Source organism: Paenibacillus sp. FSL R5-0912, from assembly GCF_000758605.1.
GTDB lineage: Bacteria > Bacillota > Bacilli > Paenibacillales > Paenibacillaceae > Paenibacillus_AQ.
This window is the reverse complement of the sequence record NZ_CP009282.1, coordinates 3,592,130-3,616,400: the sequence shown is the minus strand read 5'-3', so window position 1 is coordinate 3,616,400 and position 24,271 is coordinate 3,592,130. Positions and strand designations below refer to the sequence as shown.

Here is a 24,271-nt window from a genome sequence, read left to right as displayed (position 1 = left end):
ATCACACTTCAATTCTTTTCTTCACCATTACAACCATTGAATAGATCAGAATAAAGGCAACTACAAATTCGAGCACAAGCGGCCATTGATTGGTAGAAAGGTATCTAATCGTTACTCCGCTTTCTGGCCGCAGATTACTCTCGTAAACCTCAAAATTAAAGGTATTGTCCAGACCAATGAAATAGCTGTTAAACATAAGTTTTTCAAGATAGGCTATACCATTCTGCAGAAGTGTGAGGATCACAATCCCTACCCATATTCTCCACTTGAACCGTAAGCTTAATGCTACAGTAATAGAGAACATGACCATAATCATCATGAAACCAGCTGACCACATAAACTGCAGTAAACATCTTAAGCCAACGGACACTATATTGTCCGGCAGGAAGTCTAGCGGGTAGATAAGCTGGTAAATGCTAAAATGCACCAGGCCCAGTGCGATCACCGTCAAGATTAGCAGCAGCGCAAACAGCAACGGTGACATGACCGTCTGCAGGGCAGTAACCGGGATAAGCCGCCGCTGGTAAGACTTCAGATTCCGGAAATAACTGAATACAGCTATAAATACAAGCGCCAATGCAAGTATAAAGTAGATAACCAGATTCAGCGAAACTAGTTGTTCATTAACTTTAGTGCTGGATATCCAAATCGCAGGCTGAACCAGCAGAGCAATAACAATAAAGACAAGGATCCGTTCCCTTCTGCGTCTCAGATCATATTTTAGCAGCTTCAGCATTCGGCAAACACCTCTCTGAACAGCTCATCTATACTTTTCCCGCGCTCCAGTCTGAGCTCTTCCACTTCGCGCTGGAGAACGATCTCCCCGTTTTTCAAGAAAATAACCTCGTCAAAAATTCGTTCGATATCGTTCACCAGGTGTGTAGAGATCAGAATGCTGCTGTCTTCCTCATAGAACTCCATCAGCGCATTCAGAATCTTGGTCCGTGCTACAGGGTCGACACCGCCGATTGGTTCATCCAGCATGTAGAGTCTGGCCCGGCGCGACAGCGCAAGCGTGAGCTGGAGACGTTCGTTCATCCCTTTGGATAACGTCCGGACCTTATCCTGCCCTCTGAGGTTCATGAAATCGAGCATCCGATGTGCTTTGGCCTGATCGAAGTCCGGGTAGAAATCCCGCTGGAACTTCAGCGCATCCCCCACATTCATCCAAGACTCCGTAACGGGGACATCAGGCATGAAGGATACAAGCTTCCGGCTCTCCACCCCAATGGGAACACCGAGGACTGATATCCGGCCTGAGCCCGGCTGTGCCAATCCTGCGATCAGCTTCATGAGGGTGCTTTTGCCGCTGCCGTTGCTGCCGAGCAGTCCGGTAATTCTGCCTGCGCCCAGTCTAAAAGAGACATTGCGCAGTGCTTGTTTGGAGCCGAACTTCTTGGTCACACCCTGTACTTCAAGTAACTCATCCACTCTTGGTAATCCCCCTATTCTTGGTCGCGCTGATGTATATTCTCCGCTACGGCCGCCAGAATATCTTCACCCTGGAAGCCGAGCTCCTGCATGCCGCGGATAAAACGGTCCAGCACATTCTGTGCCATTTCCTTCTTGATGGTCAGAATCGTCTCTTTTCTTCCGGTAACATATCTGCCCATGCCGCGGCGAGTCTCCACGATTGTCTCACGCTCCAGTTCCTGAAAGGTTCTTTGTACCGTATTCGGGTTAATCTGCATTTCTGCCGCCAATTCACGTACTGAGGGGATTTTGTCACCGGGCTTCAGCTTGCCTGTAATGATCTCCCCTTTGATGTAATTCATGATCTGAAGATAAATCGGCTGGTTGTTATCAAATTCGATAACCATCAAGCAACATCCCTGCGTCTGAAGACCGCAAATCCAGCGAACAGGAACAACGCCAGATATATGCACAGCAGCACAATGGAGAAGTTCAACGTCATTCCAGGCATCGGCGCACCCCCATCTTTATACGCTGCGAGATTTAGGTTCGGGAACAGGAAGTATTTATAGAAATCACGGTTGATGATGATTTTATCTATGGTAGTGGCAAAGATAGTCGCACCGATCGTCACCCCTGTTGAGCGGGTCAGGATTCCGAGCATAAATCCGAGCGTGGCATACACGATGCAGTATACGGAGGAGTACAACAGTGAGGTAAGGATATCGCTGAGTCCTGAATCCCCTCCGCTGAGTCCAAAGAAGATCATTCCTGAGACAAACAGCGCGATCGTTGCAATCAGCAGCATACTCAATGAATAGAGCAGTACGGTTACATATTTAGAGGCCAGTATCGCAGTCCGGCTGCGGGCCCGGATCAGCAGAAACTTGATGGTCCCCTGGCTGTATTCTTTGGACACAATCCCCGATATCCCTACAATGACGAGGATCACCAGCACCTGGCCGATTCCTGTAGGCAGCAGTGAGTCTGCTGTGAATTCCGCCGCAGAGGTATACGTATCCGCCCCTGCCACCGTGTGCACAATATAACCTATTACAAATACCATCAGCACCAGAAGGGCATATGGAACAGTAAAGCTGCGTTTCTTCGAGATTTTGAGCCATTCATTCAGTACGAGCTGATTAAATTTACGCAATGCGGTTCCCCCCTGTCCATTTCAGGAAATCATCTTCCAGACTCTGTTTATTCTCGGTAATCCGGTATACCCCAACCTTAGCTTCACTGAGTGCAGCCACAAGCACCGGAACATTCCCGTCGGGCAGGCTTACATGCAGCTCGGAGTGAGCTTCATCTGTCCCGGTCACCTCCACACCTTGCAATGCTTCGGCAACAGTACGCGCATTCCCGGTATTATCCACCCGGATGGTGAGGGCTACTTCACTGCGCGCTTCCGGCGCCTCAGCAATCTGCGTAACCGTCACAAGCTTCCCGTTCTGAATGACAACTGCGCGGTGGCAGATCTGTTCAATCTCGGCCAGCATATGGCTGGAGATTAGTATTGCAATGCCTTCCACCTCGGCAATCGTGCGCATATAATCGCGCATTTCCCGGATTCCGGCGGGGTCCAGCCCGTTGGTCGGTTCATCCAGAATGAGCAGCTTCGGCGAATGCAGCAAGGCCTGGGCGATGCCCAGACGCTGGCGCATGCCCAGCGAATACGCTTTTACCTTCTTCTCCATCGCTTCCTGCAGTCCAACCAGCGCCACAACTTCATCAATCCGCGATTCTCCGGCCCCGTCGCTCATCCGCAGATACTGCTTCAGATTGTCATAACCGGTCATATGGGGATAAAACTCCGGATTCTCGATGATCGCTCCGATCTGCGAGATGGCCCGCTTGAAATCCTTTTGTATGCTGTGCCCATGAATGAGGACATCTCCTCCGCTCATACGGATGAGTCCGGTCATCATGCGGATGGTGGTCGTTTTGCCCGCACCGTTCGGACCCAGCAGTCCGATAATCTCCCCTCTGCGGATGTCGAAGCTAAGGTTGTCTACGATTGCCTTCCCTTTTATCACCTTGCTGACGCCTTGCATTTCCAATACGGTTTCTTTCTTCACCGGGCCTGACAGCCCTTGATTACGAGTGGATGTATTCATGACAGCCTCCTTGTGTAGTACGGGATTGTTATTGTTTTCAACTGTGCTTTTAAATTGTTGTATTGGTGTGTTAGTTAAATAGTACACTAGACATTTCAATCTGTAAAGCCCGTTTGTGAATTTTTTCCTTATCCTCACCTGAAACAGGCTATTCATGCGTGGGGTTTAACCATACCAGTCTTCCAAAGCAATCATAGAATAGTATTGCAACTGGCAGTATCGCACTGCATTTGCCATTCCAGCTTCGAGGAGGAGTTCGCATGGACAAAGAGGTTCATATCTCACAGACTTATCCGCGGCTGACCGTGTACAGCGAGGAAAACTACCGGGGAAGAAGCAGAATTTACAGGGGCAATCTGGGTATCCGTAATACAGACAATATCCTGGACGGAATCGAAAGTCTCCGTTTCTTCTCCACCAGCAGCAATGCTACGCTCGTCCTGTTCAGCAGAACCCGGTTCAGAGGCAGCTTCCGTGTACTTCGCGGGAACCACAGTATTCGTGATCTGGATGACTATATCTCAGGCAACGATGTAGAGTCGATTATCTCAACTAACCAAAGGCTGACCCTGGCACAAATCCGCAGCATCCGCAGCAGCGGAAATCTGCCTTCGGGTTACCGGCTGATCTAGTAGCATCCACAAGACCAATAGGGCACGCTCCGGTATCGCCCAGCCGGAGTGTGCCCTATTTGGTTGTTCAAATGAATCCAAAGCGGGTAATCAAGGAAACCTTCTTCCAGAAATACTTCTGGCGGTTAGCTGGATTTGCCTTTGCCGTAGTTATCCTGGGGTTTGCTGACCGCTATTATGTCACAGCCTGGGGGCTTGGAGTGCAGCAGGGGCTCATCACCGCCAAAACGGTGCAATGTGCCATCTTATGGATAGCCGGACTGATATTAACATTGAAGCTTTACGGCATCACAATTAGAGCTAGGGACAAATTCAAGGGCAGCTACCGGTTCTTCTATATCTTCAGCTTCCTGAATTGGCCCGCAGCGGTGCTGCTGGTTCTAACCTTTGTCTTCCAAACCCCTCAGTAGACGCTTGACCTGGTTCATTATTGGAAAAGCGGCAGCTTCGCCGAGTATTCTACCCTAATTACGGACAGCAGGAAAAGCTGCGAAACCAGCGGCAGCTGTACGCTCATCGTAGACACCACGGATCAGGGGAGATTCCGTGTTAATGGCTATATGAGCAATCTGATTCTTGCTCATGAAACAGAAATAACCGCCATCCGGTATCTTCCTGCTTCCCGGCGAATCATTAATTTCCGTACGGGGGAGGGCTGGCAGTAAACTAGCGGATGAATAAATTCAGCTACAGCTTCCCGCCCGACATCTGTATCACCTCTGCCGCGAGCACTGCGATCTGCTCCTGCAGCACCTTCACTTCATCAATGCCCTTCCAGTAACGGGTGACAAAATGAAGAAAGACGTCGACCTTACGCAGCAGGATCAGCGTCGGAATCGCTGTGAATTCTTCTGCGGTAAGCATGATCTTGCGGCTGAAGCCCCGCCAGAAATCACGGATAATCCGCTCTTCCTCTTCATGGCACAGCATTCCGGACAAGATGACCGCAGCCTCCATGGCCCGTACATCCCAGGTACAGAACTCAAAATCAAGCAGCGCCGTCACCTGCGCAGCATCCTCCGCATTCACCAGTAGGTTAGAGGCATTAAGATCGCCATGCACCAGCTGGTGGGGTAACTCCTCCAGCTGCTCCAGTGAGTCTGCCACTCCTTCATAAGCCTCAACAAGCACTTTCAGTTCGGGCAGCAAACCCTGGAGAGGTTCAGGCGGATTCAACAACAGGTCGCGGAGCGCTTCCCGGGTGCACAGCGGGTACGACCGCCCCAGCTCATAGTAGGGCCTGTATACAGGAGGGCTCTCCGGCTTCACATCAGCGAGCACAGCAGATAATGTCCCAGCTGCCTCACCGAACGACTCATAGAAGCCGGAATCCTGTTCAGCGGGAGATTCACCATCAATATAGCCGAACAGGCAAGCGAGCTTCCCTTCCCCCTCTTCAAGCTGAACCATCGTTTCCCCTGTGGAGGTAAGAATGGGAACAGGGGTTTTAAACGGCAAATCCAGTATAGCCAGCTTCTGCAGCACGGCATGCTCGAACTCTATTTTATTCCGGTCCCGATGTGTATCATAGATTCTTAGTACAGCGCGGCGGGCGTCCTTGTCCACGAAGTAGGTGGTGTTATTCCAGCCTCCGCTCCGCTTCCTTAACGTTCCATTCCACTCCGGCCAGGCCTGGCTTACAATAGTATCCGTAGGCTTTTGCCCCTTTCCAAGTAAATATATGTACTGTAATTATCTTCAGTTCACTCCACTGGTTCTCAAGCCATTGTAGAATCAGGATTGAGACTATGTCAAATTGCCATGATTCAGGTTCAGCGGTTATGCGGAAATCTATTTTTCCGTTATAATTAACTTCACAGAATATAAGTAAAGGATGGGATACATATGCACGCTACCGTAACCAAACGCTGGCTGCTCGCCAGACTCTACGAGCCGGAGCAGATCATCGTTGACTGCCGCTTCACACTGGGCAAACCTCAGGCCGGCAGAAATAGTTATGAAGAAGAGCATATTCCGGGTGCAGTCTATCTGGATATGGAGCTGGATCTGTCATCTCCGGTTGGCGGACATGGCGGCCGTCATCCCCTGCCTGATCCTGAGGTGCTGGCCGCACGGCTCACGAAGCTTGGAATCGGCAACGATTCACGTATTGTCGCCTATGACGATGAGAGCGGCATGAACGCTGCCCGGCTGTGGTGGCTGCTGCGCTACCTCGGACACGAGCAGGTATTCATCCTGGAAGGCGGCTTCAGCCAGTGGAAAGCCGAGAAATACCCGGTGACGGATCATCAGCCGGTGCGGGTGCCAAGTACTTTTACGGCAAATGTACAGCCGCATATGCTGGTGGACGTTGAAGAGGTTCGGGAGGTGTCGAAGAAGACGGTAAATGCTGTCTTGATCGACTCCCGCGCGAATGACCGCTATCACGGCCAGAACGAGACCTTGGACAAGAAGGCCGGACATATCCCCGGCGCGGTTAATTACTTCTGGAAAGACACGCAGAACGCAGACGGCAGCTTCAAGAGCGCCGATGAGCTTGCGGAGCACTTTGCAGGTCTCGACAAGGACTGTGAGATCATCGTCTACTGCGGCTCCGGAGTAACCGCTTGCCCGAATGTACTGGCCTTGGAGAAGGCTGGGTTCAAGAACGTGCGGCTGTATGCGGGAAGCTGGAGTGACTGGATTTCGTACGAGGAGAATCCGGTGGCGACTGGGGAAGAGTAAATATGATGAGCCCGCGTCCGACGCGGGCTATTTGTGCTGGGATCATATAGGTTTAGAATTCGTACAGAGTCCAAGAGGTATCTTAAGCCAACAAGGAGTTAACCTCAAGCGGGAGAAAACATTTGCAAGCAGATAAAGGACATTAACTAATTATCGCTCCCTGAACACATCGAGAGAGATCAGGAGAACGCTCCAAACAAGTAAGGTGTTTTTTGTTAATTTGAGAAAATCCACAGAATTCTTCATACGCACTCAAGGCTTTTAGCCATTTATTCAGGTGCGAAAGTTGAGTGACTTATAATACTGGAGGTACATTTTTTTGGAACTTGAGAAGCTTTTGTTTCTTTTATCTAAGGCCGAACAACCTAATCATGTATTATTTTCATTAAACATCTACGGCATTACTTCTAGAAAATTTAAAACAATTGTAGCACTTGTGAATTATGATAAAGATATAATCCCAAATCAACTAAGTAACCTGGCTAGGTCGGATGCACATGATTTTGTTTCTTATTTTTCTTCAGAAAATCTATTTTTTGTTGATGAAAAATTATTAGAAGAGATAAACGACGGAAAATCAGTAGACTTTCCACTTGATTATTCAATAATGGTTGATTCAAATTATGCGAGCTATATACATAGATTTATCAATGCTGATACTATAGATTTCAATAATAATGTATTCAACACAATTTCTATATTGCTAAAGGAAAGATTTAATTATGACTATTGGTTCTATTTACTAGAAAACTACAAGGATACTTCACTACATATGGAATTCGACTTACAAATTTTCATAAAGGAGCATCAGGATCTGCATTCGAATTTAGTTAGTTTAGAGCTTTTTAAAAGTATAGATATTGATGAATTTAAAGATTCTAATAGAATAATTTACACAATTTCCAAAGAACAAGCAGTTAACAATGCAAATAAATTAATTGAGGACTTGTATTGCAGTGAAAGCGGGAAAGAATTTCTGAATCAATTTATCTTTATCCAAAAACAAATGACACTAATACTAATTGGAATACTGAAAATAAACTTTAAAAGTGGAAAGAATGCTGCAAAGAAAGTTTCTGAGTTATTTGAATACATGAATGAGATTGTAGGTGCCTACTTTGATCGTGAAATGATATTGGCACATAAATATTTCAATAAACCTGGTGGATTTAGAATATTTAGCAAAATTCAAAAAAGGGGTAAAACATCTGATTTATTAAAAAAAATTGAAAATATATCATGGGACTTTATTGTCCCGCGAGTTATGGAATATTTCATGAAGAATGTTGGCGAAGGGCGATTTTATTTACCCTTCTTTTTATCACATGACAGGGGTCTTAAAGATATTATGGATCTCTACAAAGTCAAAGGTGTCTTTTTTAATGAGGAGATCGGTCCACTACCGCTTACAAGTGAGACAAACGTTGAGTATTTTGAGAAAGAAGGTTGTACGATAGATTTTGAATTCTATTTTTCAAATGAAAATAAGCAAAAACGGGCTCGAATACTTAAGAGAAATAGACAATCCGTTGAGGAACTTATACAAAAAGAGTTTCAAGAGCTGGTGGAGATATTAGGTAATTAAAGCGCCTCTAAATCTAGCTTTCTAATAATTTCCGATGATGGTTTGAAGCTAATCCTACTTTTATGAACATGTATGAGTATAGTAAACATTGTTTGACTCAGTAAATTGTATGTAACTCTCGTTTTTTATACTCCGAAGTTAACATGAAGCCAACTAGCATTCACGTTGCCAGCTGCGAATGTACAACTCTTTGCAGGAAGTTGGAGCGATCGATTAGTTATGTAAAGCTGTGGCTACCGGCGAATAATCAACATTAGAGCCAATTAGAGGAGCAATTCATCATCCCGCCGCCTCTTTACATGGCTGGTTTTCCATAACCATTCGCCGGTTACATTACTCATCAGATCAAATCTGGACTTTGGAGCGTACCTATATACTCATAATAAATAATTCGCTGAGATACTCCTCTTGCCACGGGGTGAAATTCCCCTTTATCCACCAGCATGCGGCAGTTTTAATGACCGTCGTTGTATGCAGCTCCAGCTCTCTCGCAGCTTCAGCCGGGCGAAAGATACGATGGGGACGGAGGGCTGACCGCATCAAATCACATTCAATTTTAGAATAGGTTCTCTTAGCGCTGCTATGTACAGACCTTTCTGCCGACAAATATGGAAACAGAATACTCCGCAGCGCGGAGAGGATGAACGACGGATTCTCTTTCAGCTCATCCAGTGATATAAAGAGCAGCATGCAATCCTGTGACTGTAGGAAAAGCCCGCGGTTCAGGTCCATCCGGTATTTGCTCCGGTCCGTGCCATGTGAGCCAAAGTCCATAATCTCAAATGCAATACGCGAGACTCCTACCTCCCATAATACATCGACAAAATAGGATCTGCCACGCCAATCCTTAACTTCATATTCCGGGTGTAGTCCCTGAAAATGTCCGGCCAGCCAATGCTCATGTTCTTCCTTAAAGCCCATTGTCCATCCCTCACTCTGCAATGTAATTTGCTTCTAAACGCACAAAACCCCGCCTTCTTCCGAATAGGTTAGGAGACGGGGCATACTTTGCCGCGTTTGCTTGTATCTATACTTAGTGTGACACTTTTAGCTGGCTAAAATAATAAAAAAAGATCAATTCTGTATTCAGTCAAAGGTTACAGTAATTAATGGATTGTCTAATGACATAATCTATGGTATCAATTGTAAGACGAAGAATAAAATGCTAACAAGGAAAGAGGTTTTTTGATGTGGGATCGTAAAGAAATAAAGGGAAGGGCTAAGAATGTTCTCCGCACCTCGTATTGGAAGGCTTTTGTAGTAAGTTTACTGCTGGTCTTTCTCGGAGAAGGCTCAGGTCTTCCAAGCTTAAATCGGAACTGGGGATCGTCGGCACGTTCTAAAATTTCCAGCTCCGGTGTGGAAGTAGATTGGAGCGTGTTAGGGTCTTTTCTTGCAATCGCATTATTCATAATTGGCATCTTCGTAGTAATTGGAATAGCGTTTTATGTCCTGATCGCTTCCCCTCTTACTGTAGGTTCACTGCGCTACTTCAAACGATCTGCCGAGGGTGAAGTCCGGATGGGCAATGTCGGCTATGCGTTTAACAGGGACCGGTATTGGGCTATAGTTCTAACTATGCTCTGGAGAGGTTTCTTGAATTTCTTATGGTTCCTTCTGCTGATCATTCCTGGCATTGTAAAATCCTATGCGTACAGTCAGGTGCCTTACATCCTTGCGGACAATCCGCATATCGGGTATAACCGCGCAGTAGAATTAAGCAAGCAAATGACACGCGGTCATAAATTCAGCATGTTTGTGCTTGATTTGAGCTTCATTGGCTGGATTCTGCTGGGCCTGCTGGCACTCGGCATCGGCGTATTATTTGTTCAGCCCTATATCAATGCCACTAAGGCCGAGCTGTACCTGGAGTTGCGCCACAATGCACTTTCGTATAATTTGACAACGGCCCATGAACTCCGGTTAGCACAGACCCCGTTTTACTAATATCATATCAGTTAATCTTTAATACCAGGATGGCGTTGCTGAAAGCGGTAATCGTCAAACTGCAGCAGCTCCATTACCTTTGACTCAGCTTCTACGGCGCCCTGTTAGATTTGCCAGCTCTCTTCGCACGCTCACCCCCAAGCTCTTAATTGATCCATGTCTGATTTCCACTATTTATACAAGTACACAACATAATTCAACTGAAAAGCATTGTATACAAAAGTAAACAGCCGGCCTTGTTCAAAAAGACTCCTTCGTCTCCGTGCAGCATCTGTCCGCATCCCGGAGCATCTGTCAGCACTTCTGCGAAGCGGTCCGTTGAGGCCCTCCTGTTCCGGCCTTAGCCGTGCTCACCCTGCCTGAAGAAGACTGGACCGCATTGGGTGCGTTCCGTATTTCCTGTATAATGGTAAACATTACGCCGGATGTGATGTTAATCTTACTAACCGCAGGTAAACAAGGTCCATCCGGCGTCTGAAACCGCAAACCGGAAAGGATGAAGTCATTTGAGTTATACGGAATTACTGGAACGGAAAAGCGAAATTCTGAAGAAGACAGTCGAGAACTGGGTTATGAAAGAAAATCGCGACGGACTGGACCGTCAGGAGACCCATATTTACCGGAATATGCTCAAGGAGCTTCACCAGAACGAATATGAATTAAATGGTGTGCGGGACGAAGAAGCCGTCAAGCGCCAGGACTCCGAGTCTTCTAAAAAGGAAAACACCGTGACCGCTCTCGAACATGCAAGCACAAACGTTTGATTACGGTTAACGTACCGTTTGCGAATAAGAATATGACGGGCCGCCCGTGCTCAGTTGCTTGCTGAAGCCGGGCGGCTTTTTTTTGCCGGACAATAACTGAGCAGGTTGTCTTGTGTGCGTACCGGTTTGAGCGGACTCCGCCTGCACCAGCTCGTATCGCGGATGTTGCGGGAAGACTTCCAGCGGCGGGACCCGGGACGATATCACCGGATGCGGTCCAGAACAGTCTTGCTCACAGAGAGGTTCCCTGCGTCCAATATACACTGCAGCAACCGAAGCTTTTCATATGAGCCCCCTACATTCTACCGTCACTCCAGGCTGGCATTTATCCATCTGGGGCATGTACTCACAAGGGTGCTGAGGGAGATTGATCTGCACGGTGACAGTTAGCGGAAGGTGGTACGAAGAATGAATGACAAGAACGGGATCCCTCCTGCGGGAACCTTCGGACAGCTTAATCAGATGTGGTTCAGGCTTCGCAGCATTGAGCAGAACAGCAGTCTCACGGGAGAGTGTTCACTCCGCCTGCAATTTCTTGAATCGCATCTGCTCCTGATTCCAGTTTCGGGCCGGGGCTGGATCACTGTGGACGGCAAGTATAGCGAACTCAGACCCGGATATGTGTCCGTGTGCCTGCCTGGGCAACTAATCGAAGCACAGTTAGACAGCTCAGGAGAGCTGGGATTATATATTCTGCGCTTTGATGTATTTGGGCTGCGTGATCTGCCTGGGCCTCATGAACCTCATGAACCGGCAAGCTCTCCGGAGCTTCATTGTCGCTTCCCATGGGAAGGCGAAGCCGCAGTTGCTTCAACGATTACTTACAGCAAACACTGTGAAGCCATCGCCGCTTCCATGCGGAGTGATAACGGCCTGGAGCGGCTGCGGGCCCAGAGCAGATTCTATGAACTGCTGTACAGCTTGCTCAGCGATGCAGACCAGCTGCAGCCGAGCGATACCGACGCTGTTATGGAGCGGGTCAAGACTTATATAGAGCAGCACTACCGTGAGGATCTCTCCATCGCTCTGCTCGCGGGCGAAGCAGGCATTAGCGTAAGGCATTTCATCCGGCTATTCAAGCAGAGATACGGTCTCAGCGCGATTGAATACCTGACCGAATACCGGATCAGACAAGCAAGAAGTTTTATGCTGCCGCATACGAATTATGAATTGAAGGATATTGCCGCTTACGTCGGTTACAAGGATATTGCTTATTTCCGGCGCAAGTTCAAGCAAGTTACGGGTGTAGCTCCGGCCACCTTCATGCGGAATGCCAAGTTGAAGATCGTTGCCTACCACGGCAATCTAATCGGGGCACTGCTTACGCTGAATATTATTCCCTTCGCTGCTCCGGCTGACCATCCGTGGACTGAATATTACCGCCGTAAATATGAGCCAGGTGCAGTGCTGCCGCTTGCCGAGGATGATGAGAGCAGAATAGAGCAGCTCGCCTCCCTCCGTCCTGATTACATCTTGGGTCTGGAGCAAACGCTAAGTCCGGCTATACAGCAGCAGCTTGGAGAGCTTGCCTCCACTTATCTGGTGCCCCGTCATCCCATGGACTGGCGGACGCAATTAAGATTCATTGGAGATTGCCTGGGCAAGTCAAAGGAGGCGGCAGCATGGCTAAACCGGTATGAGCGCAAAGCCAAATCTATACGGGCAGACTTCGTCTTTGAACCCGCCAGTGTCAGACTGCTGATTGCCCGGATATCTGCACAGACAATCACCGTGATGTCTAACCGGAGCCTAGGTGAAGTACTCTACGATGATCTGCAGTTTATTCCGGCGAACGTTGTGAACCGCAAGCTTGAAGGGCAGACCTTGACGCTGGAAGAGTTGGAGTCTGCGGATACGGACAAGCTTCTGCTGATTGTAGATGAGGATGCCAGCTCGCAGGCCATCTGGTCCAGGCTCCGGGATAAGGCGCCGTGGAAGCATCCTGATTCAGCCGGATATTCGCGTGTTGAGCTTCTCCCTCCCTTCCCCTGGACAGAGTATAACTCGTTTACACAGGAGCTGATTCTTGAGCTGGCACTGTCTCTGTGGCGTAATTGGACATAAAATATTGGCGTGATCGTCAATAGTCGAATACTCAGGATTGTTTTATACTCCTAACAGTGATATTGATTCTCACTATCAGGTGAGGATGAAGGTATCAATACTCAGGAGGTTACAAAATATATGAGACAGATGAGACAAGGTATGGCATTGTGTATGGCTATTGTCCTGATATTGATCATGGCGGCCTGCTCAAATAAGGATGGACAGGCCAAGGCTGACGCTACAGCGAAAGCGGATTATCGTGTAGTGAACAGTGAACAAGGAGAGATTAAGATCCCTGCCCATCCCACTAGAGTCGTTGGCCTATCCGTAGTCTACCCGGAGTTTCTGCAAGCCTTAGGCGTTACACCCGTCGCAGTTCAGAATTACCAGGAAGAGTTCCCTACCTATCTACAAGAGCCTTTCAAGGATACTCTGAAAATGGGCATTGCCAAAACCCCGAATTTTGAAATGATATTGGCCTCCGATCCAGATCTCATCCTTGCTCCCGCATGGTGGTCAGGCAAGGACTATGACCAGTTATCCGGGATCGCACCGACGGTTCTGCTGCCCGAACGTGAGGACTGGCGTGATGAACTGAAGGATATCGCCGAGGTGCTGGACAAGAAGGAACTTGCAGAGAAAGTCATTCAGGAGCTCGAGGTCCAGGAAGACGAAGCCAAACTGAAGTTAGATGCCCTGGTTGGCAACGAAACCGTGATGTATATGATGGTTATGCCTAACAGCTTCGTTCTCTATGGGGATCAGATCGATCGCGGCAAGTTTATTCATACCACCCTGGGACTGGAGATGATTCCAAACTTCCCTGATAAAGATCCGTCACTATCCATATCCCTGGAGAAGTTACCGGAGTTCAACCCCGACCACCTCATTCTGCAATTGAATAATGAGGACAGCCCGGAGGTGCAGCAAACCTATGAGGATATGCTGAACAGCCCTCTGTGGAAGAACATGAAGGCAGTGAAGAATAATCAGGTGTACATGATGGCGGGCAAGGATTGGTTTAACCTGGGCATGTCTCCGCTGGCGAATCGCTATGCGATTGATGCGGTTCTAGAGGCCTTCGGAGGCAACTCGAAATAAAGGGGATTTCAGGATGTGCGAAACTGGAAACATGCAGTGGGCAGAACGTTTCTTTATCTTTCCTGAAGCCGTAGAGAATGCAGTGATTACTATATCACTTACTGAATTATGCCAGCCTGCTGCAGCAGAGCATCTGCTCAGCACTTATGCTTCTATGCTTGGAACGGCGAACAAACGACTCGCGGCGGCCATCTTTTGCAGCTGGATCGCCGGAATCTGCGGAGCCAAAGCTGTACTGCTAACGGCTGGACACCCGATGGCTTATGATTTGTGCGGGAGCAATATGTCTGTGCAGCTCCTCCGCACGGAGGGATACCCCGAATTCGCCTTCCCTATCCATAATCTGCGGGAGGGTGTCTATGATCGGACGGGTAAGGGAAATGAATTCATAGACGAGCTTGGAATGTTCTACAATAATGATGTCAGACCGATTATTGCTGCGCTTGCCGAGGCTTCACAGACCGGAGCAGTGATGCTGTGGAAGCAGGTGTACAGTCAGTTGTATACCTTCATGGAAGAGGAAGCCCAGGATGCAGCAAGTGAGATCCGCCGCGCTCAGATCACCGAACAATTCAAGGCTGTGACCTGGGCGCTGAAGCCGGAGGACTTCGGACTTCGCAGTAATCCGTTCCGCATTCTAGCCAGATTCCGAACGGACCCAAGCCCCCCTCATCACTTGATATCTATTAAGGCAACCTGCTGTCTGGCCTACCAGCTCAGAGCGGATCATGGATATTGCAGCAGTTGTCCTATACTGCCGGTGGAATAGACAGACAACAACAAGCTGAGCATAAAGTCGCATTTACACCGCACTCTCTTCGGAACGCAAAAAATACATCGCCGGTGAGCATGCGTCCCTTGGCGATGTATTCTTCAATTATCATATATTGGTAATCAGTATAGGGAAAAGGATCATTAAGGCTGGGCTTTTTCAACATGTATTTCAATCGTCTGTAATTGGTTGCGCTATTAACTGTAGAACTGCCAGAATACAAGCAACCCCACCAGAACAACCATCATGACTATAGGAAGAATAGCTGACCACTTGCCACGGGCTGTTGAAGCAGAGCGGTTCTTCCTCCAGGATAGCAGCAGCGCGGCCAAGAACAACACCGCCAGTCCAGTCAGACCATAGTTAACCAAAATCTGCGGATACACTTCTGCGTAGGCACGTTCAATTGTTGCTTAGCATCCTCAAGGCCAGAATCAGGTTATTCACCACAATGCCGGTGCCTGTCAAAGTGAGGCCAGCTGCCAGCATGCGGCTGACGGCACGTGGTTCAGGGCGTGTTCCGGCTCTTCGCTTGTTCAATATTGCCTGTATCAGCAAGACAAACGGGGCGATAACGAAATAGAGGATAACCAGTGCCGCAAGCACGGCATTCATGAGCAGCACCGGCATTGACTTACCAGCAGGCAGCGGCAAATAATCTGTCGTATATACCGAGATGGCCTCCACCTTACCCTCACTGACCGTGGCATGCAGCATTGGCCAGGCATCCAGCGCCGAGTCTCCGCTCACTTTCTCATAGAGATAGGGCTGAACCTGCTTATAGCTTCCAGTCATCCCGGCAAGTGATACCCGGAGTTGATCTTCCCCCTGCGGCTCAAGCTTCATCAGCGTTAGATAGGGGAATAGATTCATGAAGCCGTGTCCGGGGCGCCGCGCAGCCATGAATTCGCCTTGAACCTCTGACGAATCCGGCAGATCACCGGCATCTTCCTGCTCACGCGTGCCCAGTATTGCTTTGGTCAGACCATGTACAATAGTTATGATGAACGAAAGGCAGCCCCTGTTCGCACACCTTAGGTTAAAATGGGAGTAAGGACAACCATTTCAGAGCTAAATGCGAAAGGAGCTGTTACTATGAAGAATACCATAAAATACGTAGGTTTGGACGTGTCAAAAGAAAAAATTGCAGTGGCGATTGCAGACGAGGGACGGGACCCCGCACGGTATCACGGAGCGATTGCCCATACGCCAGATGCTGTAGGACGACTCATTCGGAAACTGAAAAGCCCGGAGGTTACTCTTGAAGTCTGCTATGAGGCGGGACCCACCGGGTATGATTTGTATCGCTGGCTGACCAAGATGGGAATTTCCTGCACGGTCATCGCCCCCTCACGTATTCCTCAGCGTTCAGGCGATGCCATTAAAACCGACCGACGGGATGCAGAGCGGCTCGCTCAGCTCCACCGTGCGGGAGAATTGACGGCCATTCATGTACCCACTCCGGAACTCGAGGCTCTTCGGGATCTCATCCGAGCCCGGGAGAATGCTCGGGAAGAACTGCACCGGGCCCGGCAGCACCTCGTTCATTTTCTGTTACGGCACCAGATCCACACCCCGGAAGAGATGAAAAAACGCTGGACGAAACGATACCGGCTGTGGCTCTCTACCTTGACGTTTGAGCATACCGCGCAAGAACGGGTATTCACCGAGATGCAACAACAGTTGCGGGAGGTGGAGGAGCGCATTAAACGGCTAGAGGAGGCCATGCGGAAAGAAGCCGAAATCTGCCCGTACGCCTCTGTGATTCAAGCGCTCCAGGGTCTTCGGGGGATTGCCCTGCTCACGGCCATGACGCTCGTCGTTGAAATCGGGAATTTTGAGCGGTTCCGTTCGCCTGCGCAGCTGATGAGTTACCTGGGACTGGTTCCGCGGGAATCTTCTACAGGACCCAAGACAAGACGGGGCCGCCTGACTAAAACAGGAAAAGCCTCCGTAAGGCGTGCTTTGGTGGAATCGGCCTGGAGTTACCGTTACCTTCCGGCGGTCAAAGGCGATTTAGAAAAGCGGTTAGAAGGGCAAAGTGCTCATGTCCAGGAAACGTCATGGAAGGCGCAGGAGAGATTGCACAAAAAATATGTGCAGATGGTCAAACGGGGAAAACACCGAAACTTGGTGATCGCAGCGGTGGGACGGGAATTGGTCGGATTCATTTGGTGTGTTGCGGTAAAGGCAGAAGCAGGAATCGCATAATATAGAACAAGAAAAAGCCTGTCCCCAAAGGATGAATCCTTGGGGCATGGAGACAACGAGAAAGGTTCAAGGAGAATCCACGAAATCCAACTGCACAAAACCCGGATGGGTTTGACGTGCGACAATAGTTTAGGGAAGCTCCTTCGACGTAGGCCTAACATGTGGAACCAACCCACGGATAGCAGTGTGCCAGCCGACGACTCGCATGTTGTCTCCATGCCCAAGGGATTGAAAAAACCTTTGTTAAAAAGGGAAGAAACAGGGGGATTGACAAATTCGTTCATAGCATTGGATTCGCTGGCCTGATTGGTCATAATTATAATCGCGAACCGGTCTTCGGGCACAATCTGCAGATTGGTGGCAAATGCAATCGTATTTCCGCCATGTCCAAGCGTACGCTTCATTCCGGGATATTCCCAGAACCCATGGGCAATACCCGGCATTCCTTCAGCTGAGGTATAACTCTGAGTCAGCATCGTGCCCAGTGTCTCCGGCTTCTCGAACAGAGGGGATGCTTCTCCGGCTGCAGGCATGAATGCCATCGCAAACTTAGCCAGATCTTCTGCAGTGCCGTTATTGCCTCCGTTAGGGTACATGGACATATAATTCCATGATCCTTGCGTAAAACTCCCTTCTCCCTCGAAGAAATAACCTTTAGCTTTATGCTCCAGCAGCTCCGGACGGTCCTCTACAACAGAATAGGCAATCGAATCCTTCATCCCGAGGGGATCAAAAATATGCTGCTGAACGTATTCATGATAAGGCTGGCCGCTGATTCTCTCCACAATATAGGCAGCCAGTGAGTTGCCGTAGTTAGAGTAAGCTACAACCTCACCCGGTCTGTAAATCTGTGCCGGCTGGGCAAGCTGCAGCCCCTCTTCCAAAGAGCGCACTTCCTCAGGGGACTGATAAGCCATGTCGAACATATACTCCTCAAATCCGGCATTGTGGTTCATCAGATGAAGCATCGTAATGGGATCATCATATTTCAGCCTGGTCAGGAAATGGTCCGGCAAAAGCTTCCAAACGGGTCAGCGGAATCCCTGATGGGGTTACTCCCACTGCTCCTCCGCTGCCTTTCCCGGCAGTAAATGCCGTGATACTGCCGGATAATAGCAATAGTATTGAGAACATAACGGTAAATCCTTTTCTTGACAATTAAACCTCTCCTTTAGTCGGGTAAATTCCTGCAGTTCCCCCATTCTAACAAATATCATCTCCATAACATTACAGACAGCTTACATTTATGCCGGATGGACTGGTATTATCTTAATTGAAGACAGCATTATAACCACTCAGGAAGAAGGCATCTCATGAATAACTTTTATAATACGTTAGCTTATATAACTGATGCGTTTTATGCACCTGCCCGCTTCACTGTTGATTCAGTGCGGGAAGAACCGCAGAATGCCGAATACGGCGCAGGGTGGTTCCAGCTGAATACTCTGTCCGTTCGGTTCCGTGTTGCAAAAATCACCCCAACGAAGACAGGGCAGTTTGTCGTCTTCTGGGAAAAGGATGCGGAGCGGAAAAACCGGGCTTTTGCCTATATGAACGCTCCCGATATATTGGTAATCCACACCTTCCATCCCTTCAGCGGGGAGAGTGGACAGTTCGTCTTTCCCAAAGACGTGCTGAGAATGCAAGGGGTGCTGGCGGACAAGGATGCACCAGGAAAAATGGCAATGCGCGTGTATCCGGACTGGGATACCGTGACTAATAAGCAGGCTTCTGCTGCGCAGAAATGGCAGCTGCCTTATTTTTCGAGAGTAGCTCCCATGAACGATCAGCATATGCAGGCCTTAACCCGGTTGTATGAACCAAAGGAATTACAGCTATGATTCTGTTCATTCACCGGAAGGATCTGCGGACAGATGATCTTCCGGCTTTTGACGCCATCTGCTCTGCGCAGGAAAACTCCCTGCATGTATTGATTCTGGAGCCTTTTTTGTTACGGAATGAACGTTATCTTGAGCATAGCGGCCTGAATTTCCTCCAGCATGTATCCACCCTGCAGCAGGAATATGAACGTCAAGGTAAGCTTCTCCATATTCTTTACGGGGAGCCGGATGCTATCTTAAGGAGTCTGGCCGGGGTTCACCCGATTCATGAGGTTAGGATCCATGCCGACTATACCCCCTATGCTCTGAAAAGAGACAGGCTTCTTCGTGACACGGCCCATGCGCTGAGCCTCCGGTTTCACACCCATCATGACAGCATGCTCTGTGACCTGGAAGATTTCATGGATTGGTGCGGGCGGAGTGAGCCCTTTAAGGTATTCACCCCCTTTTACCGCCGCTGGCGCAGTTTTCTCTCGGAACGCTTCCGGCCTCCCTACTCTGCGGGTCTGCAGGAACTGCAAACCGTGGACATTCATCCGCAAATAACTGACACCTTCCGGATTCCCGGAGAGATTACCCGGCAGCTCACAGCGCTTGCCCAGCCTGCGCAGACGATGAGTCCCCGTCATCTGCTTGAGGATTTCCTGCAAACGGAGCTGCAGCATTATGCGGCACACCGTGATAACTATTCGCAGGAAGGGACAAGCCGGCTCAGCAGGCATCTTAATACAGGGGCGATTTCTGTCCGGACGGTCTATAGCCGGCTTACGGAGAACGGGCACTTAGGGGAAGAATGGCTCAGACAGCTGGCCTGGAGGGATTTCTATCTGTATCAGGCGCGGCTGGAACCTGATTATTTCAACTACGAGAATGTATATGATCTGTCTGCTCTGGGGACATGTAATTTCGAGGCATGGTCCAGCGGTAAGACCGGTATTCCGGTCATTGATGCAGCTATGCGCCAGTTGAATGAAACCGGCTGGATGCCAAACCGGCTGCGGATGATTACTGCGATGTTCCTGACCAAGAATCTCGGCTGCCCGTTTATTTACGGGGAGCGCTACTTCCGGCTGAAGCTTAGCGATTATGACAATACTTTGAACCGCGGCGGCTGGCTGTGGAGCTCTTCACTCGGGTACGATGCCTCGCCTTACTTCCGGGTGATGAATCCGGTAACCCAGTCTCAGACCCACAACCCAAGCGGCAGCTATATACGCACCTGGATGCCTGAGCTGTCAGAACTGTCAGACCAGGCCATCCACCTGCCCCGCGCTGATGCCATTGTTGATCTTAAGCGGTCACGGGCGCTGGCTATAGAACTCTACAAGGAAATATTGAGCAGCAAAGGAGCTGCGTCTCAAGAGTGAGCTGCTTATAACAAGAAAGGCCCATCCGAATATCCGGATGGACCCTTCTTGTACTATCGCTCTGAATGATTAAAATTCACATGAATGGATACTACCTCCGACCGCGATCCGATACGGATCGGCGGACCCCAGAATCCATATCCGGAGGATACTATGGAATGGAGCTGCCCTTTCTGCAGATATCCCCAGTCATTCTCAAACAATCTGTCAGTCAATATATTGGCAGGCGCAATCTGTCCGCGGTGGGTATGACCGGAGACCATCAGATCAATCCCCTGCTCCTCTGCTGTGTCGAAACCGACCGGTTGATGCTCCAGCATAAACACCGGCTTAGCAGGATCTGTGTTCTTGGTCAGATCCTCCAGCTTCGCACGTTCCTTATCACTATAATCCTTCCGCCCGATCAGCGTCAGCCAGTCTCCCACCTCAATGGCTTCATCATAGAGGACCTGAATCCCGCTCTCCTCCAGAAGACTGATGATCTCCTCCGTCCCGCCTTTGAAGCGGTCATGATTGCCCAGAGAAGCATACACGCCGAGCGGCGCTTCAATCTCCGCTAAAATCGCACCGATGCCCTTGTCCTTATACGGCACAATATCATCATCTACAATATCACCGGGGAATAAGACAATATCCGGCTTCAGCGCATTGATCTCCTTTACCATCCGCAGCGCATGGCTTTTACCCGACAAATAGCCAAAATGCATATCAGAGGCCATCACAATATGAAGTTCACCTTGCGCCGGACCTGCCTTGTCGATCTGTATGTCATACGAACGGACAACCGGACTGTAAGCGTTGAAGCTCCCGAATCCAAGCAGACCGGCCAGCAGCAGCATAGTAAGAATCCCCGACCACTTCTGAACGGCATGACGCGGCAGCCTGCTCAGCTTCGTTAACCAGACCGATAGATGAACAAGCGGCAGCAGCATAATCAATAAGCTGAACAATGCCAGCCAGTAGCTGCCGATAACACTTAAAATGGCCGATCCTGCGACCACTCTGGACAGGATCAGCGAGCTGGCCAGAAAAACAAGCGCAAGGATATAGAATAGCCGGAACCTGCCAGACACTACCGGCTTGATCCAGCCCCAGCCGCTCCAGCCGATGTAGAATACAATTAAGGCATATACAATGATAAATACGATTCCGATAAGGATATACATGTTAACCACCTTATGTAAATTTCATCCCGAGCACAAAATCTTTTCTAACCAGTCTACAGTAACTTCAGGCACTACTGCAACTAAGCTGTGTTTTGTTGTTGACATTGTCCTGTAATTATCATTTAATGGTTTGGACCTTTCCTTACTTTACAGACAACCCTGGAGGATTTAATCATGGCCAAACCTTTATTTCCGCGGCTGCAGGGAAACAGCCGGGGCTGCTTAACCTTTGAACCTTTTTTCCTGATTCCCTACAGCATGTTCTCCACCTATGCCACGCTTTATATGTACGAGCTGGGACTGTCGGAGCTGAACATCGGCTGGATTACCACGATCGGACTGATCGTACAGGTATTCTCTTCATTAATCAGCGGATATTTGACGGACCGTCTGGGACGCAAGCGGGCTATTTTATACTTTGACCTGCTTAGCTGGAGCCTGGCAACTCTATTATGGGCGTTTTCACACAATCTGTGGTTTTTTGTAGCTGCTGCGGTCATAAACGGCTTCCAGCGTGTCCCGCATATTGCCTTTTACTGCCTGATTGTCGAGGACACCCGGCCCTCTGACCGGACGTATGTCTTCACGCTGCTGCAGATTATCGGTGTCATCGGAGGGCTGTTTGCACCGCTGGGCGGTCTGCTTGTACACCAGTACGGCATGATTCAGGGGATGCGGATGATGTATGTGCTCGCGTTTCTGTTCATGACCTTCCAGTTCGTCGGCCGTCAGCTAACGACCCGTGAAACCGAAGCCGGAATAAGGAAACGTCAGGAAACACGTGAACTTGGACTGCGGGAAATTATGGTCGAATATGGCGGAGCATTCCGTGAGCTGTGGGTGGAACGCAATCTGCTGCTGATCTTCGGCGTATACATCCTGTTCAATTTCCAGGCCACGCTGAAGAGCACCTATCTGTCACTGTACCTGGCTGATTATCTGCATATGGATAGCGGTATCCTCTCCCTGTTTCCCGCAGTCTCCTCTATAATCATGCTGCTGACCTTATGGCTTCTTATGCCCAAAATCCCGGACCAGAGCGCCAACCGCTCCATGATGGCCGGCTTCGGACTATCTGCGCTGTCCAATGCTATGCTGGTGTTATATCCTTCGTCCAGCCTCTTGTGGATCGGACTCAGCACCATACTGGCAGCCGTGGGACTGATGATCAGTTCACCTTATCTGGAGGCTGCCGTACAGAACGCCATCGATGACGATAAACGGGCCAAAGTCTTTTCCACACTGTCCGTGCTGATCCTGCTGTTCACTGCACCTGCGGGCATCATCGGCGGCTGGGCGTACAAGCTCGATCCGCGAATCCCTCTATGGCTGGTTACAGCTGCGTTCGTCCTCTCATACGCACTGCTGCATCTGTACCGCAGACGGACTGCACAGAATCACAATTCTCCGCAGCAGCTTTCACAATAAACCAGGGCAGGGATGTCCCTCAGACCATTTATGGCCTGGAGGACATCCCTGTTTACACCTTACGGCTATGACGTTGAAGAATCCGACTTGATCCGTTCCTTCTCCAGCACCTCTTTGAGGTCATCCTGGATACGGCGGTTCCACAGCGGAACACCGGAGCGGTAGGCCGCCCGGCCGGTCAGGTGGGCTGACAACGGTGAAGTCATAAATACGAAGACAATCCCCAGCAGCAGCTTTGCACTGACGTAATCGAGAAAAAAAGCAAAGTAGAGAAACGCCCCGCTGAGCACACACAATACACCAAGCGTAGCGCTTTTGGCAGCAGCATGTGATCTTAAGTAGACATCCGGCAGACGGATCAGCCCCACAGAGCTGACAGCACTGAGGAGTGCACCTGTCAGGATAAGCAATACGAACAGCAATTCAACGGCCGTCTTGATCATTTCCATATTCAAACACCACTCCCCTTTCGATATATCTGGCCAGCGCCATAGTTCCGATGAAAGAGAGAATGCCGATCAGCAGAATGTATTCAATGAAGGCCTCAGTCTTGAACAGGATCGAGAGAACCGCCACCATCGCCAGCAGGTTGATTCCGATTGTATCGAGTGCTGCGACCCGGTCAGGCAGCGAGGGTCCTTTGACCAGCCTCCAGGCGCAAATTGCAATCGAAATGACCATGATCGAAAGCGACAGCATGAGTATAAAATGAATCATGAACGGGTCACCTCCAGAATCGCTCGTTCGAACGTATTGCGGATATTCGCGCCGAACTGTTCCACATCCTGTATATCCATCGCATGAATGTATAACGTCCGGTTATCTTTGGATACTTCCAGCACCACGGACCCCGGAGTCAAGCAGAGCAGTGTAATCAGCACGGCAACCTCCCAGTCCGACTCCAGCTCCGTGTGGTACATTAGGATGGCCGGGCGGATGTTGAGGTTCGGCCGAAGCACCGCCTTGACCACGATATAGCTGGATACAACCAGTTCCCGCAGCAGCAGGCCAGCCAGCTTCACAATAGCCCATACCTTGCCAAGATACAGCCGCCCGTCGAAGAAACGCCGCATAGCCATAAGAACGGCAATACCCAGCACATACCCGACAATGAAGCCGGAGGCCGTCCAGTCATTATTCAGGAACATCCACAAGAACGCTATCATGAGATTTAATAATATTTGAAAGGCCAT

Annotated in this window: 26 protein-coding genes and 1 pseudogene; 13 read left to right on the top strand and 14 right to left on the bottom strand. The window is 49.4% G+C overall.

Going from position 1 to position 24,271, the window contains the following annotated elements; genetic code table 11:
• Position 1 precedes the first annotated feature (1 nt).
• From R50912_RS15250 to R50912_RS15230, 5 genes are read right to left on the bottom strand one after another with little or no spacing between them, the layout of a single operon-like run.
• Positions 2 to 736: a hypothetical protein gene (locus tag R50912_RS15250; protein ID WP_042236086.1), complete on the bottom strand. Its 735-nt coding sequence runs from the start codon at positions 734 to 736 to the stop codon at positions 2 to 4.
• Positions 730 to 1,431 carry an ABC transporter ATP-binding protein gene (locus tag R50912_RS15245; protein WP_042236085.1) on the bottom strand — a complete coding sequence of 234 codons (702 nt, stop codon included), beginning with the start codon at positions 1,429 to 1,431 and terminating at the stop codon, positions 730 to 732. The genes R50912_RS15250 and R50912_RS15245 overlap by 7 nt, the downstream gene beginning before the upstream one ends.
• A gap of 14 nt (positions 1,432 to 1,445) precedes the next feature.
• Positions 1,446 to 1,820, bottom strand: a complete 375-nt coding sequence (locus R50912_RS15240; protein WP_042236083.1) for a GntR family transcriptional regulator — start codon at positions 1,818 to 1,820, stop codon at positions 1,446 to 1,448.
• Complete coding sequence (locus tag R50912_RS15235; RefSeq protein WP_042236082.1) at positions 1,820 to 2,569, bottom strand: ABC transporter permease; 750 nt, start codon at positions 2,567 to 2,569, stop codon at positions 1,820 to 1,822. Before R50912_RS15235 ends, R50912_RS15240 begins: the two co-directional genes overlap by 1 nt.
• Positions 2,562 to 3,533, bottom strand: coding sequence for an ABC transporter ATP-binding protein (locus tag R50912_RS15230; protein WP_042236081.1), 972 nt, complete (start codon positions 3,531 to 3,533; stop codon positions 2,562 to 2,564). The genes R50912_RS15235 and R50912_RS15230 overlap by 8 nt, the downstream gene beginning before the upstream one ends.
• Before the next feature lie 260 nt (positions 3,534 to 3,793).
• Here R50912_RS15230 and R50912_RS15225 point away from each other — a divergent pair, with 260 nt between their 5' ends.
• The gene (locus R50912_RS15225) at positions 3,794 to 4,165 is read left to right on the top strand and encodes a hypothetical protein (protein ID WP_042236079.1); all 372 of its coding nucleotides are present in this window, start codon (positions 3,794 to 3,796) and stop codon (positions 4,163 to 4,165) included.
• A 71-nt stretch (positions 4,166 to 4,236) separates the two neighbouring features.
• The gene (locus R50912_RS15220) at positions 4,237 to 4,575 is read left to right on the top strand and encodes a hypothetical protein (RefSeq protein ID WP_156123138.1); all 339 of its coding nucleotides are present in this window, start codon (positions 4,237 to 4,239) and stop codon (positions 4,573 to 4,575) included.
• 277 nt (positions 4,576 to 4,852) lie between these two features.
• Here R50912_RS15220 and R50912_RS15215 read toward each other — a convergent pair whose 3' ends face one another.
• A complete protein-coding gene (locus tag R50912_RS15215; RefSeq protein ID WP_331281929.1) occupies positions 4,853 to 5,809 on the bottom strand; it encodes a phosphotransferase enzyme family protein in 957 nt (318 codons plus the stop codon).
• A gap of 201 nt (positions 5,810 to 6,010) precedes the next feature.
• Between R50912_RS15215 and R50912_RS15210 the strand changes: the two genes are divergently transcribed.
• Both R50912_RS15210 and R50912_RS15205 read left to right on the top strand, forming a co-directional pair.
• The gene (locus R50912_RS15210) at positions 6,011 to 6,850 is read left to right on the top strand and encodes a sulfurtransferase (RefSeq protein WP_042236074.1); all 840 of its coding nucleotides are present in this window, start codon (positions 6,011 to 6,013) and stop codon (positions 6,848 to 6,850) included.
• Positions 6,851 to 7,169: 319 nt separating this feature from the next.
• Positions 7,170 to 8,435, top strand: a complete 1,266-nt coding sequence (locus tag R50912_RS15205; protein ID WP_042236073.1) for a hypothetical protein — start codon at positions 7,170 to 7,172, stop codon at positions 8,433 to 8,435.
• Positions 8,436 to 8,804: 369 nt separating this feature from the next.
• Here R50912_RS15205 and R50912_RS15200 read toward each other — a convergent pair whose 3' ends face one another.
• Positions 8,805 to 9,356 (bottom strand): hypothetical protein, encoded by a 552-nt coding sequence (locus R50912_RS15200; protein WP_052416362.1) that lies wholly within the window; start codon positions 9,354 to 9,356, stop codon positions 8,805 to 8,807.
• A gap of 675 nt (positions 9,357 to 10,031) precedes the next feature.
• On the opposite strand from R50912_RS15200, the gene R50912_RS35905 reads away from it, so the two are divergent.
• The 5 genes from R50912_RS35905 to R50912_RS15175 all read left to right on the top strand — a co-directional run bounded on the left by R50912_RS35905 (position 10,032) and on the right by R50912_RS15175 (position 15,062).
• Positions 10,032 to 10,382: a DUF975 family protein gene (locus R50912_RS35905; RefSeq protein ID WP_231637861.1), complete on the top strand. Its 351-nt coding sequence runs from the start codon at positions 10,032 to 10,034 to the stop codon at positions 10,380 to 10,382.
• Positions 10,383 to 10,888: 506 nt separating this feature from the next.
• Positions 10,889 to 11,146: a hypothetical protein gene (locus R50912_RS15190; protein WP_042236070.1), complete on the top strand. Its 258-nt coding sequence runs from the start codon at positions 10,889 to 10,891 to the stop codon at positions 11,144 to 11,146.
• Between the two features lie 408 nt (positions 11,147 to 11,554).
• Positions 11,555 to 13,210 (top strand): helix-turn-helix domain-containing protein, encoded by a 1,656-nt coding sequence (locus R50912_RS15185; protein WP_042236069.1) that lies wholly within the window; start codon positions 11,555 to 11,557, stop codon positions 13,208 to 13,210.
• Between the two features lie 120 nt (positions 13,211 to 13,330).
• On the top strand, positions 13,331 to 14,293 hold the full coding sequence (locus tag R50912_RS15180) for an ABC transporter substrate-binding protein (protein WP_231637860.1): 963 nt from the start codon (positions 13,331 to 13,333) through the stop codon (positions 14,291 to 14,293).
• A 13-nt stretch (positions 14,294 to 14,306) separates the two neighbouring features.
• Positions 14,307 to 15,062, top strand: coding sequence for a (2Fe-2S)-binding protein (locus R50912_RS15175; protein WP_042236067.1), 756 nt, complete (start codon positions 14,307 to 14,309; stop codon positions 15,060 to 15,062).
• Positions 15,063 to 15,262: 200 nt separating this feature from the next.
• Here R50912_RS15175 and R50912_RS15170 read toward each other — a convergent pair whose 3' ends face one another.
• Both R50912_RS15170 and R50912_RS15165 read right to left on the bottom strand, forming a co-directional pair.
• Entirely contained in the window at positions 15,263 to 15,436 is a 174-nt protein-coding gene (locus R50912_RS15170; protein ID WP_197073087.1) for a hypothetical protein, read from the bottom strand.
• Between the two features lie 31 nt (positions 15,437 to 15,467).
• Positions 15,468 to 15,968 carry a hypothetical protein gene (locus tag R50912_RS15165; protein WP_042236065.1) on the bottom strand — a complete coding sequence of 167 codons (501 nt, stop codon included), beginning with the start codon at positions 15,966 to 15,968 and terminating at the stop codon, positions 15,468 to 15,470.
• Between the two features lie 192 nt (positions 15,969 to 16,160).
• On the opposite strand from R50912_RS15165, the gene R50912_RS34205 reads away from it, so the two are divergent.
• Positions 16,161 to 17,276, top strand: a complete 1,116-nt coding sequence (locus R50912_RS34205; protein ID WP_081956510.1) for an IS110 family RNA-guided transposase — start codon at positions 16,161 to 16,163, stop codon at positions 17,274 to 17,276.
• 305 nt (positions 17,277 to 17,581) lie between these two features.
• Here the strand turns inward: R50912_RS34205 and R50912_RS35900 are convergent.
• Positions 17,582 to 18,292: pseudogene (locus R50912_RS35900) on the bottom strand (serine hydrolase domain-containing protein); the annotation flags it as partial.
• A gap of 297 nt (positions 18,293 to 18,589) precedes the next feature.
• Between R50912_RS35900 and R50912_RS15150 the strand changes: the two are divergent.
• Positions 18,590 to 19,117 (top strand): MepB family protein, encoded by a 528-nt coding sequence (locus R50912_RS15150; protein WP_042236063.1) that lies wholly within the window; start codon positions 18,590 to 18,592, stop codon positions 19,115 to 19,117.
• A complete protein-coding gene (locus R50912_RS15145; RefSeq protein WP_042236060.1) occupies positions 19,114 to 20,484 on the top strand; it encodes a cryptochrome/photolyase family protein in 1,371 nt (456 codons plus the stop codon). The genes R50912_RS15150 and R50912_RS15145 overlap by 4 nt, the downstream gene beginning before the upstream one ends.
• A gap of 53 nt (positions 20,485 to 20,537) precedes the next feature.
• On the opposite strand, the gene R50912_RS15140 is transcribed toward R50912_RS15145, so the two are convergent.
• Positions 20,538 to 21,650 (bottom strand): metallophosphoesterase, encoded by a 1,113-nt coding sequence (locus R50912_RS15140; protein WP_042236058.1) that lies wholly within the window; start codon positions 21,648 to 21,650, stop codon positions 20,538 to 20,540.
• A gap of 174 nt (positions 21,651 to 21,824) precedes the next feature.
• Here R50912_RS15140 and R50912_RS15135 point away from each other — a divergent pair, with 174 nt between their 5' ends.
• Complete coding sequence (locus tag R50912_RS15135; protein WP_042236056.1) at positions 21,825 to 23,078, top strand: MFS transporter; 1,254 nt, start codon at positions 21,825 to 21,827, stop codon at positions 23,076 to 23,078.
• A 65-nt stretch (positions 23,079 to 23,143) separates the two neighbouring features.
• On the opposite strand, the gene mnhG is transcribed toward R50912_RS15135, so the two are convergent.
• The 3 genes from mnhG to R50912_RS15120 are packed head-to-tail and all read right to left on the bottom strand — an operon-like array spanning position 23,144 to position 24,271.
• Positions 23,144 to 23,527, bottom strand: coding sequence for a monovalent cation/H(+) antiporter subunit G (mnhG, locus tag R50912_RS15130; RefSeq protein WP_039306101.1), 384 nt, complete (start codon positions 23,525 to 23,527; stop codon positions 23,144 to 23,146).
• Positions 23,502 to 23,795 carry a Na(+)/H(+) antiporter subunit F1 gene (locus R50912_RS15125; RefSeq protein ID WP_039306104.1) on the bottom strand — a complete coding sequence of 98 codons (294 nt, stop codon included), beginning with the start codon at positions 23,793 to 23,795 and terminating at the stop codon, positions 23,502 to 23,504. Before R50912_RS15125 ends, mnhG begins: the two co-directional genes overlap by 26 nt.
• The gene (locus R50912_RS15120) at positions 23,792 to 24,271 is read right to left on the bottom strand and encodes a Na+/H+ antiporter subunit E (protein ID WP_042136855.1); all 480 of its coding nucleotides are present in this window, start codon (positions 24,269 to 24,271) and stop codon (positions 23,792 to 23,794) included. Before R50912_RS15120 ends, R50912_RS15125 begins: the two co-directional genes overlap by 4 nt.

What these genes read in the sequence shown, in the direction of transcription:
- R50912_RS15250 (WP_042236086.1), bottom strand. Translation starts at nt 736, where the DNA reads ATGCTGAAGCTGCTAAAATATGATCTGAGACGCAGAAGGGAACGGATC.
- R50912_RS15240 (WP_042236083.1), bottom strand. Translation starts at nt 1,820, where the DNA reads ATGGTTATCGAATTTGATAACAACCAGCCGATTTATCTTCAGATCATG.
- R50912_RS15230 (WP_042236081.1), bottom strand. Translation starts at nt 3,533, where the DNA reads ATGAATACATCCACTCGTAATCAAGGGCTGTCAGGCCCGGTGAAGAAA.
- R50912_RS15225 (WP_042236079.1), top strand. Translation starts at nt 3,794, where the DNA reads ATGGACAAAGAGGTTCATATCTCACAGACTTATCCGCGGCTGACCGTG.
- R50912_RS15220 (WP_156123138.1), top strand. Translation starts at nt 4,237, where the DNA reads ATGAATCCAAAGCGGGTAATCAAGGAAACCTTCTTCCAGAAATACTTC.
- R50912_RS15210 (WP_042236074.1), top strand. Translation starts at nt 6,011, where the DNA reads ATGCACGCTACCGTAACCAAACGCTGGCTGCTCGCCAGACTCTACGAG.
- R50912_RS15200 (WP_052416362.1), bottom strand. Translation starts at nt 9,356, where the DNA reads ATGGGCTTTAAGGAAGAACATGAGCATTGGCTGGCCGGACATTTTCAG.
- R50912_RS15185 (WP_042236069.1), top strand. Translation starts at nt 11,555, where the DNA reads ATGAATGACAAGAACGGGATCCCTCCTGCGGGAACCTTCGGACAGCTT.
- R50912_RS15180 (WP_231637860.1), top strand. Translation starts at nt 13,331, where the DNA reads ATGAGACAGATGAGACAAGGTATGGCATTGTGTATGGCTATTGTCCTG.
- R50912_RS15175 (WP_042236067.1), top strand. Translation starts at nt 14,307, where the DNA reads ATGTGCGAAACTGGAAACATGCAGTGGGCAGAACGTTTCTTTATCTTT.
- R50912_RS15165 (WP_042236065.1), bottom strand. Translation starts at nt 15,968, where the DNA reads ATGGCTGCGCGGCGCCCCGGACACGGCTTCATGAATCTATTCCCCTAT.
- R50912_RS34205 (WP_081956510.1), top strand. Translation starts at nt 16,161, where the DNA reads ATGAAGAATACCATAAAATACGTAGGTTTGGACGTGTCAAAAGAAAAA.
- R50912_RS15150 (WP_042236063.1), top strand. Translation starts at nt 18,590, where the DNA reads ATGAATAACTTTTATAATACGTTAGCTTATATAACTGATGCGTTTTAT.
- R50912_RS15145 (WP_042236060.1), top strand. Translation starts at nt 19,114, where the DNA reads ATGATTCTGTTCATTCACCGGAAGGATCTGCGGACAGATGATCTTCCG.
- R50912_RS15140 (WP_042236058.1), bottom strand. Translation starts at nt 21,650, where the DNA reads ATGTATATCCTTATCGGAATCGTATTTATCATTGTATATGCCTTAATT.
- R50912_RS15135 (WP_042236056.1), top strand. Translation starts at nt 21,825, where the DNA reads ATGGCCAAACCTTTATTTCCGCGGCTGCAGGGAAACAGCCGGGGCTGC.
- mnhG (WP_039306101.1), bottom strand. Translation starts at nt 23,527, where the DNA reads ATGGAAATGATCAAGACGGCCGTTGAATTGCTGTTCGTATTGCTTATC.
- R50912_RS15125 (WP_039306104.1), bottom strand. Translation starts at nt 23,795, where the DNA reads ATGATTCATTTTATACTCATGCTGTCGCTTTCGATCATGGTCATTTCG.
- R50912_RS15120 (WP_042136855.1), bottom strand. Translation starts at nt 24,271, where the DNA reads ATGGCCTTTCAAATATTATTAAATCTCATGATAGCGTTCTTGTGGATG.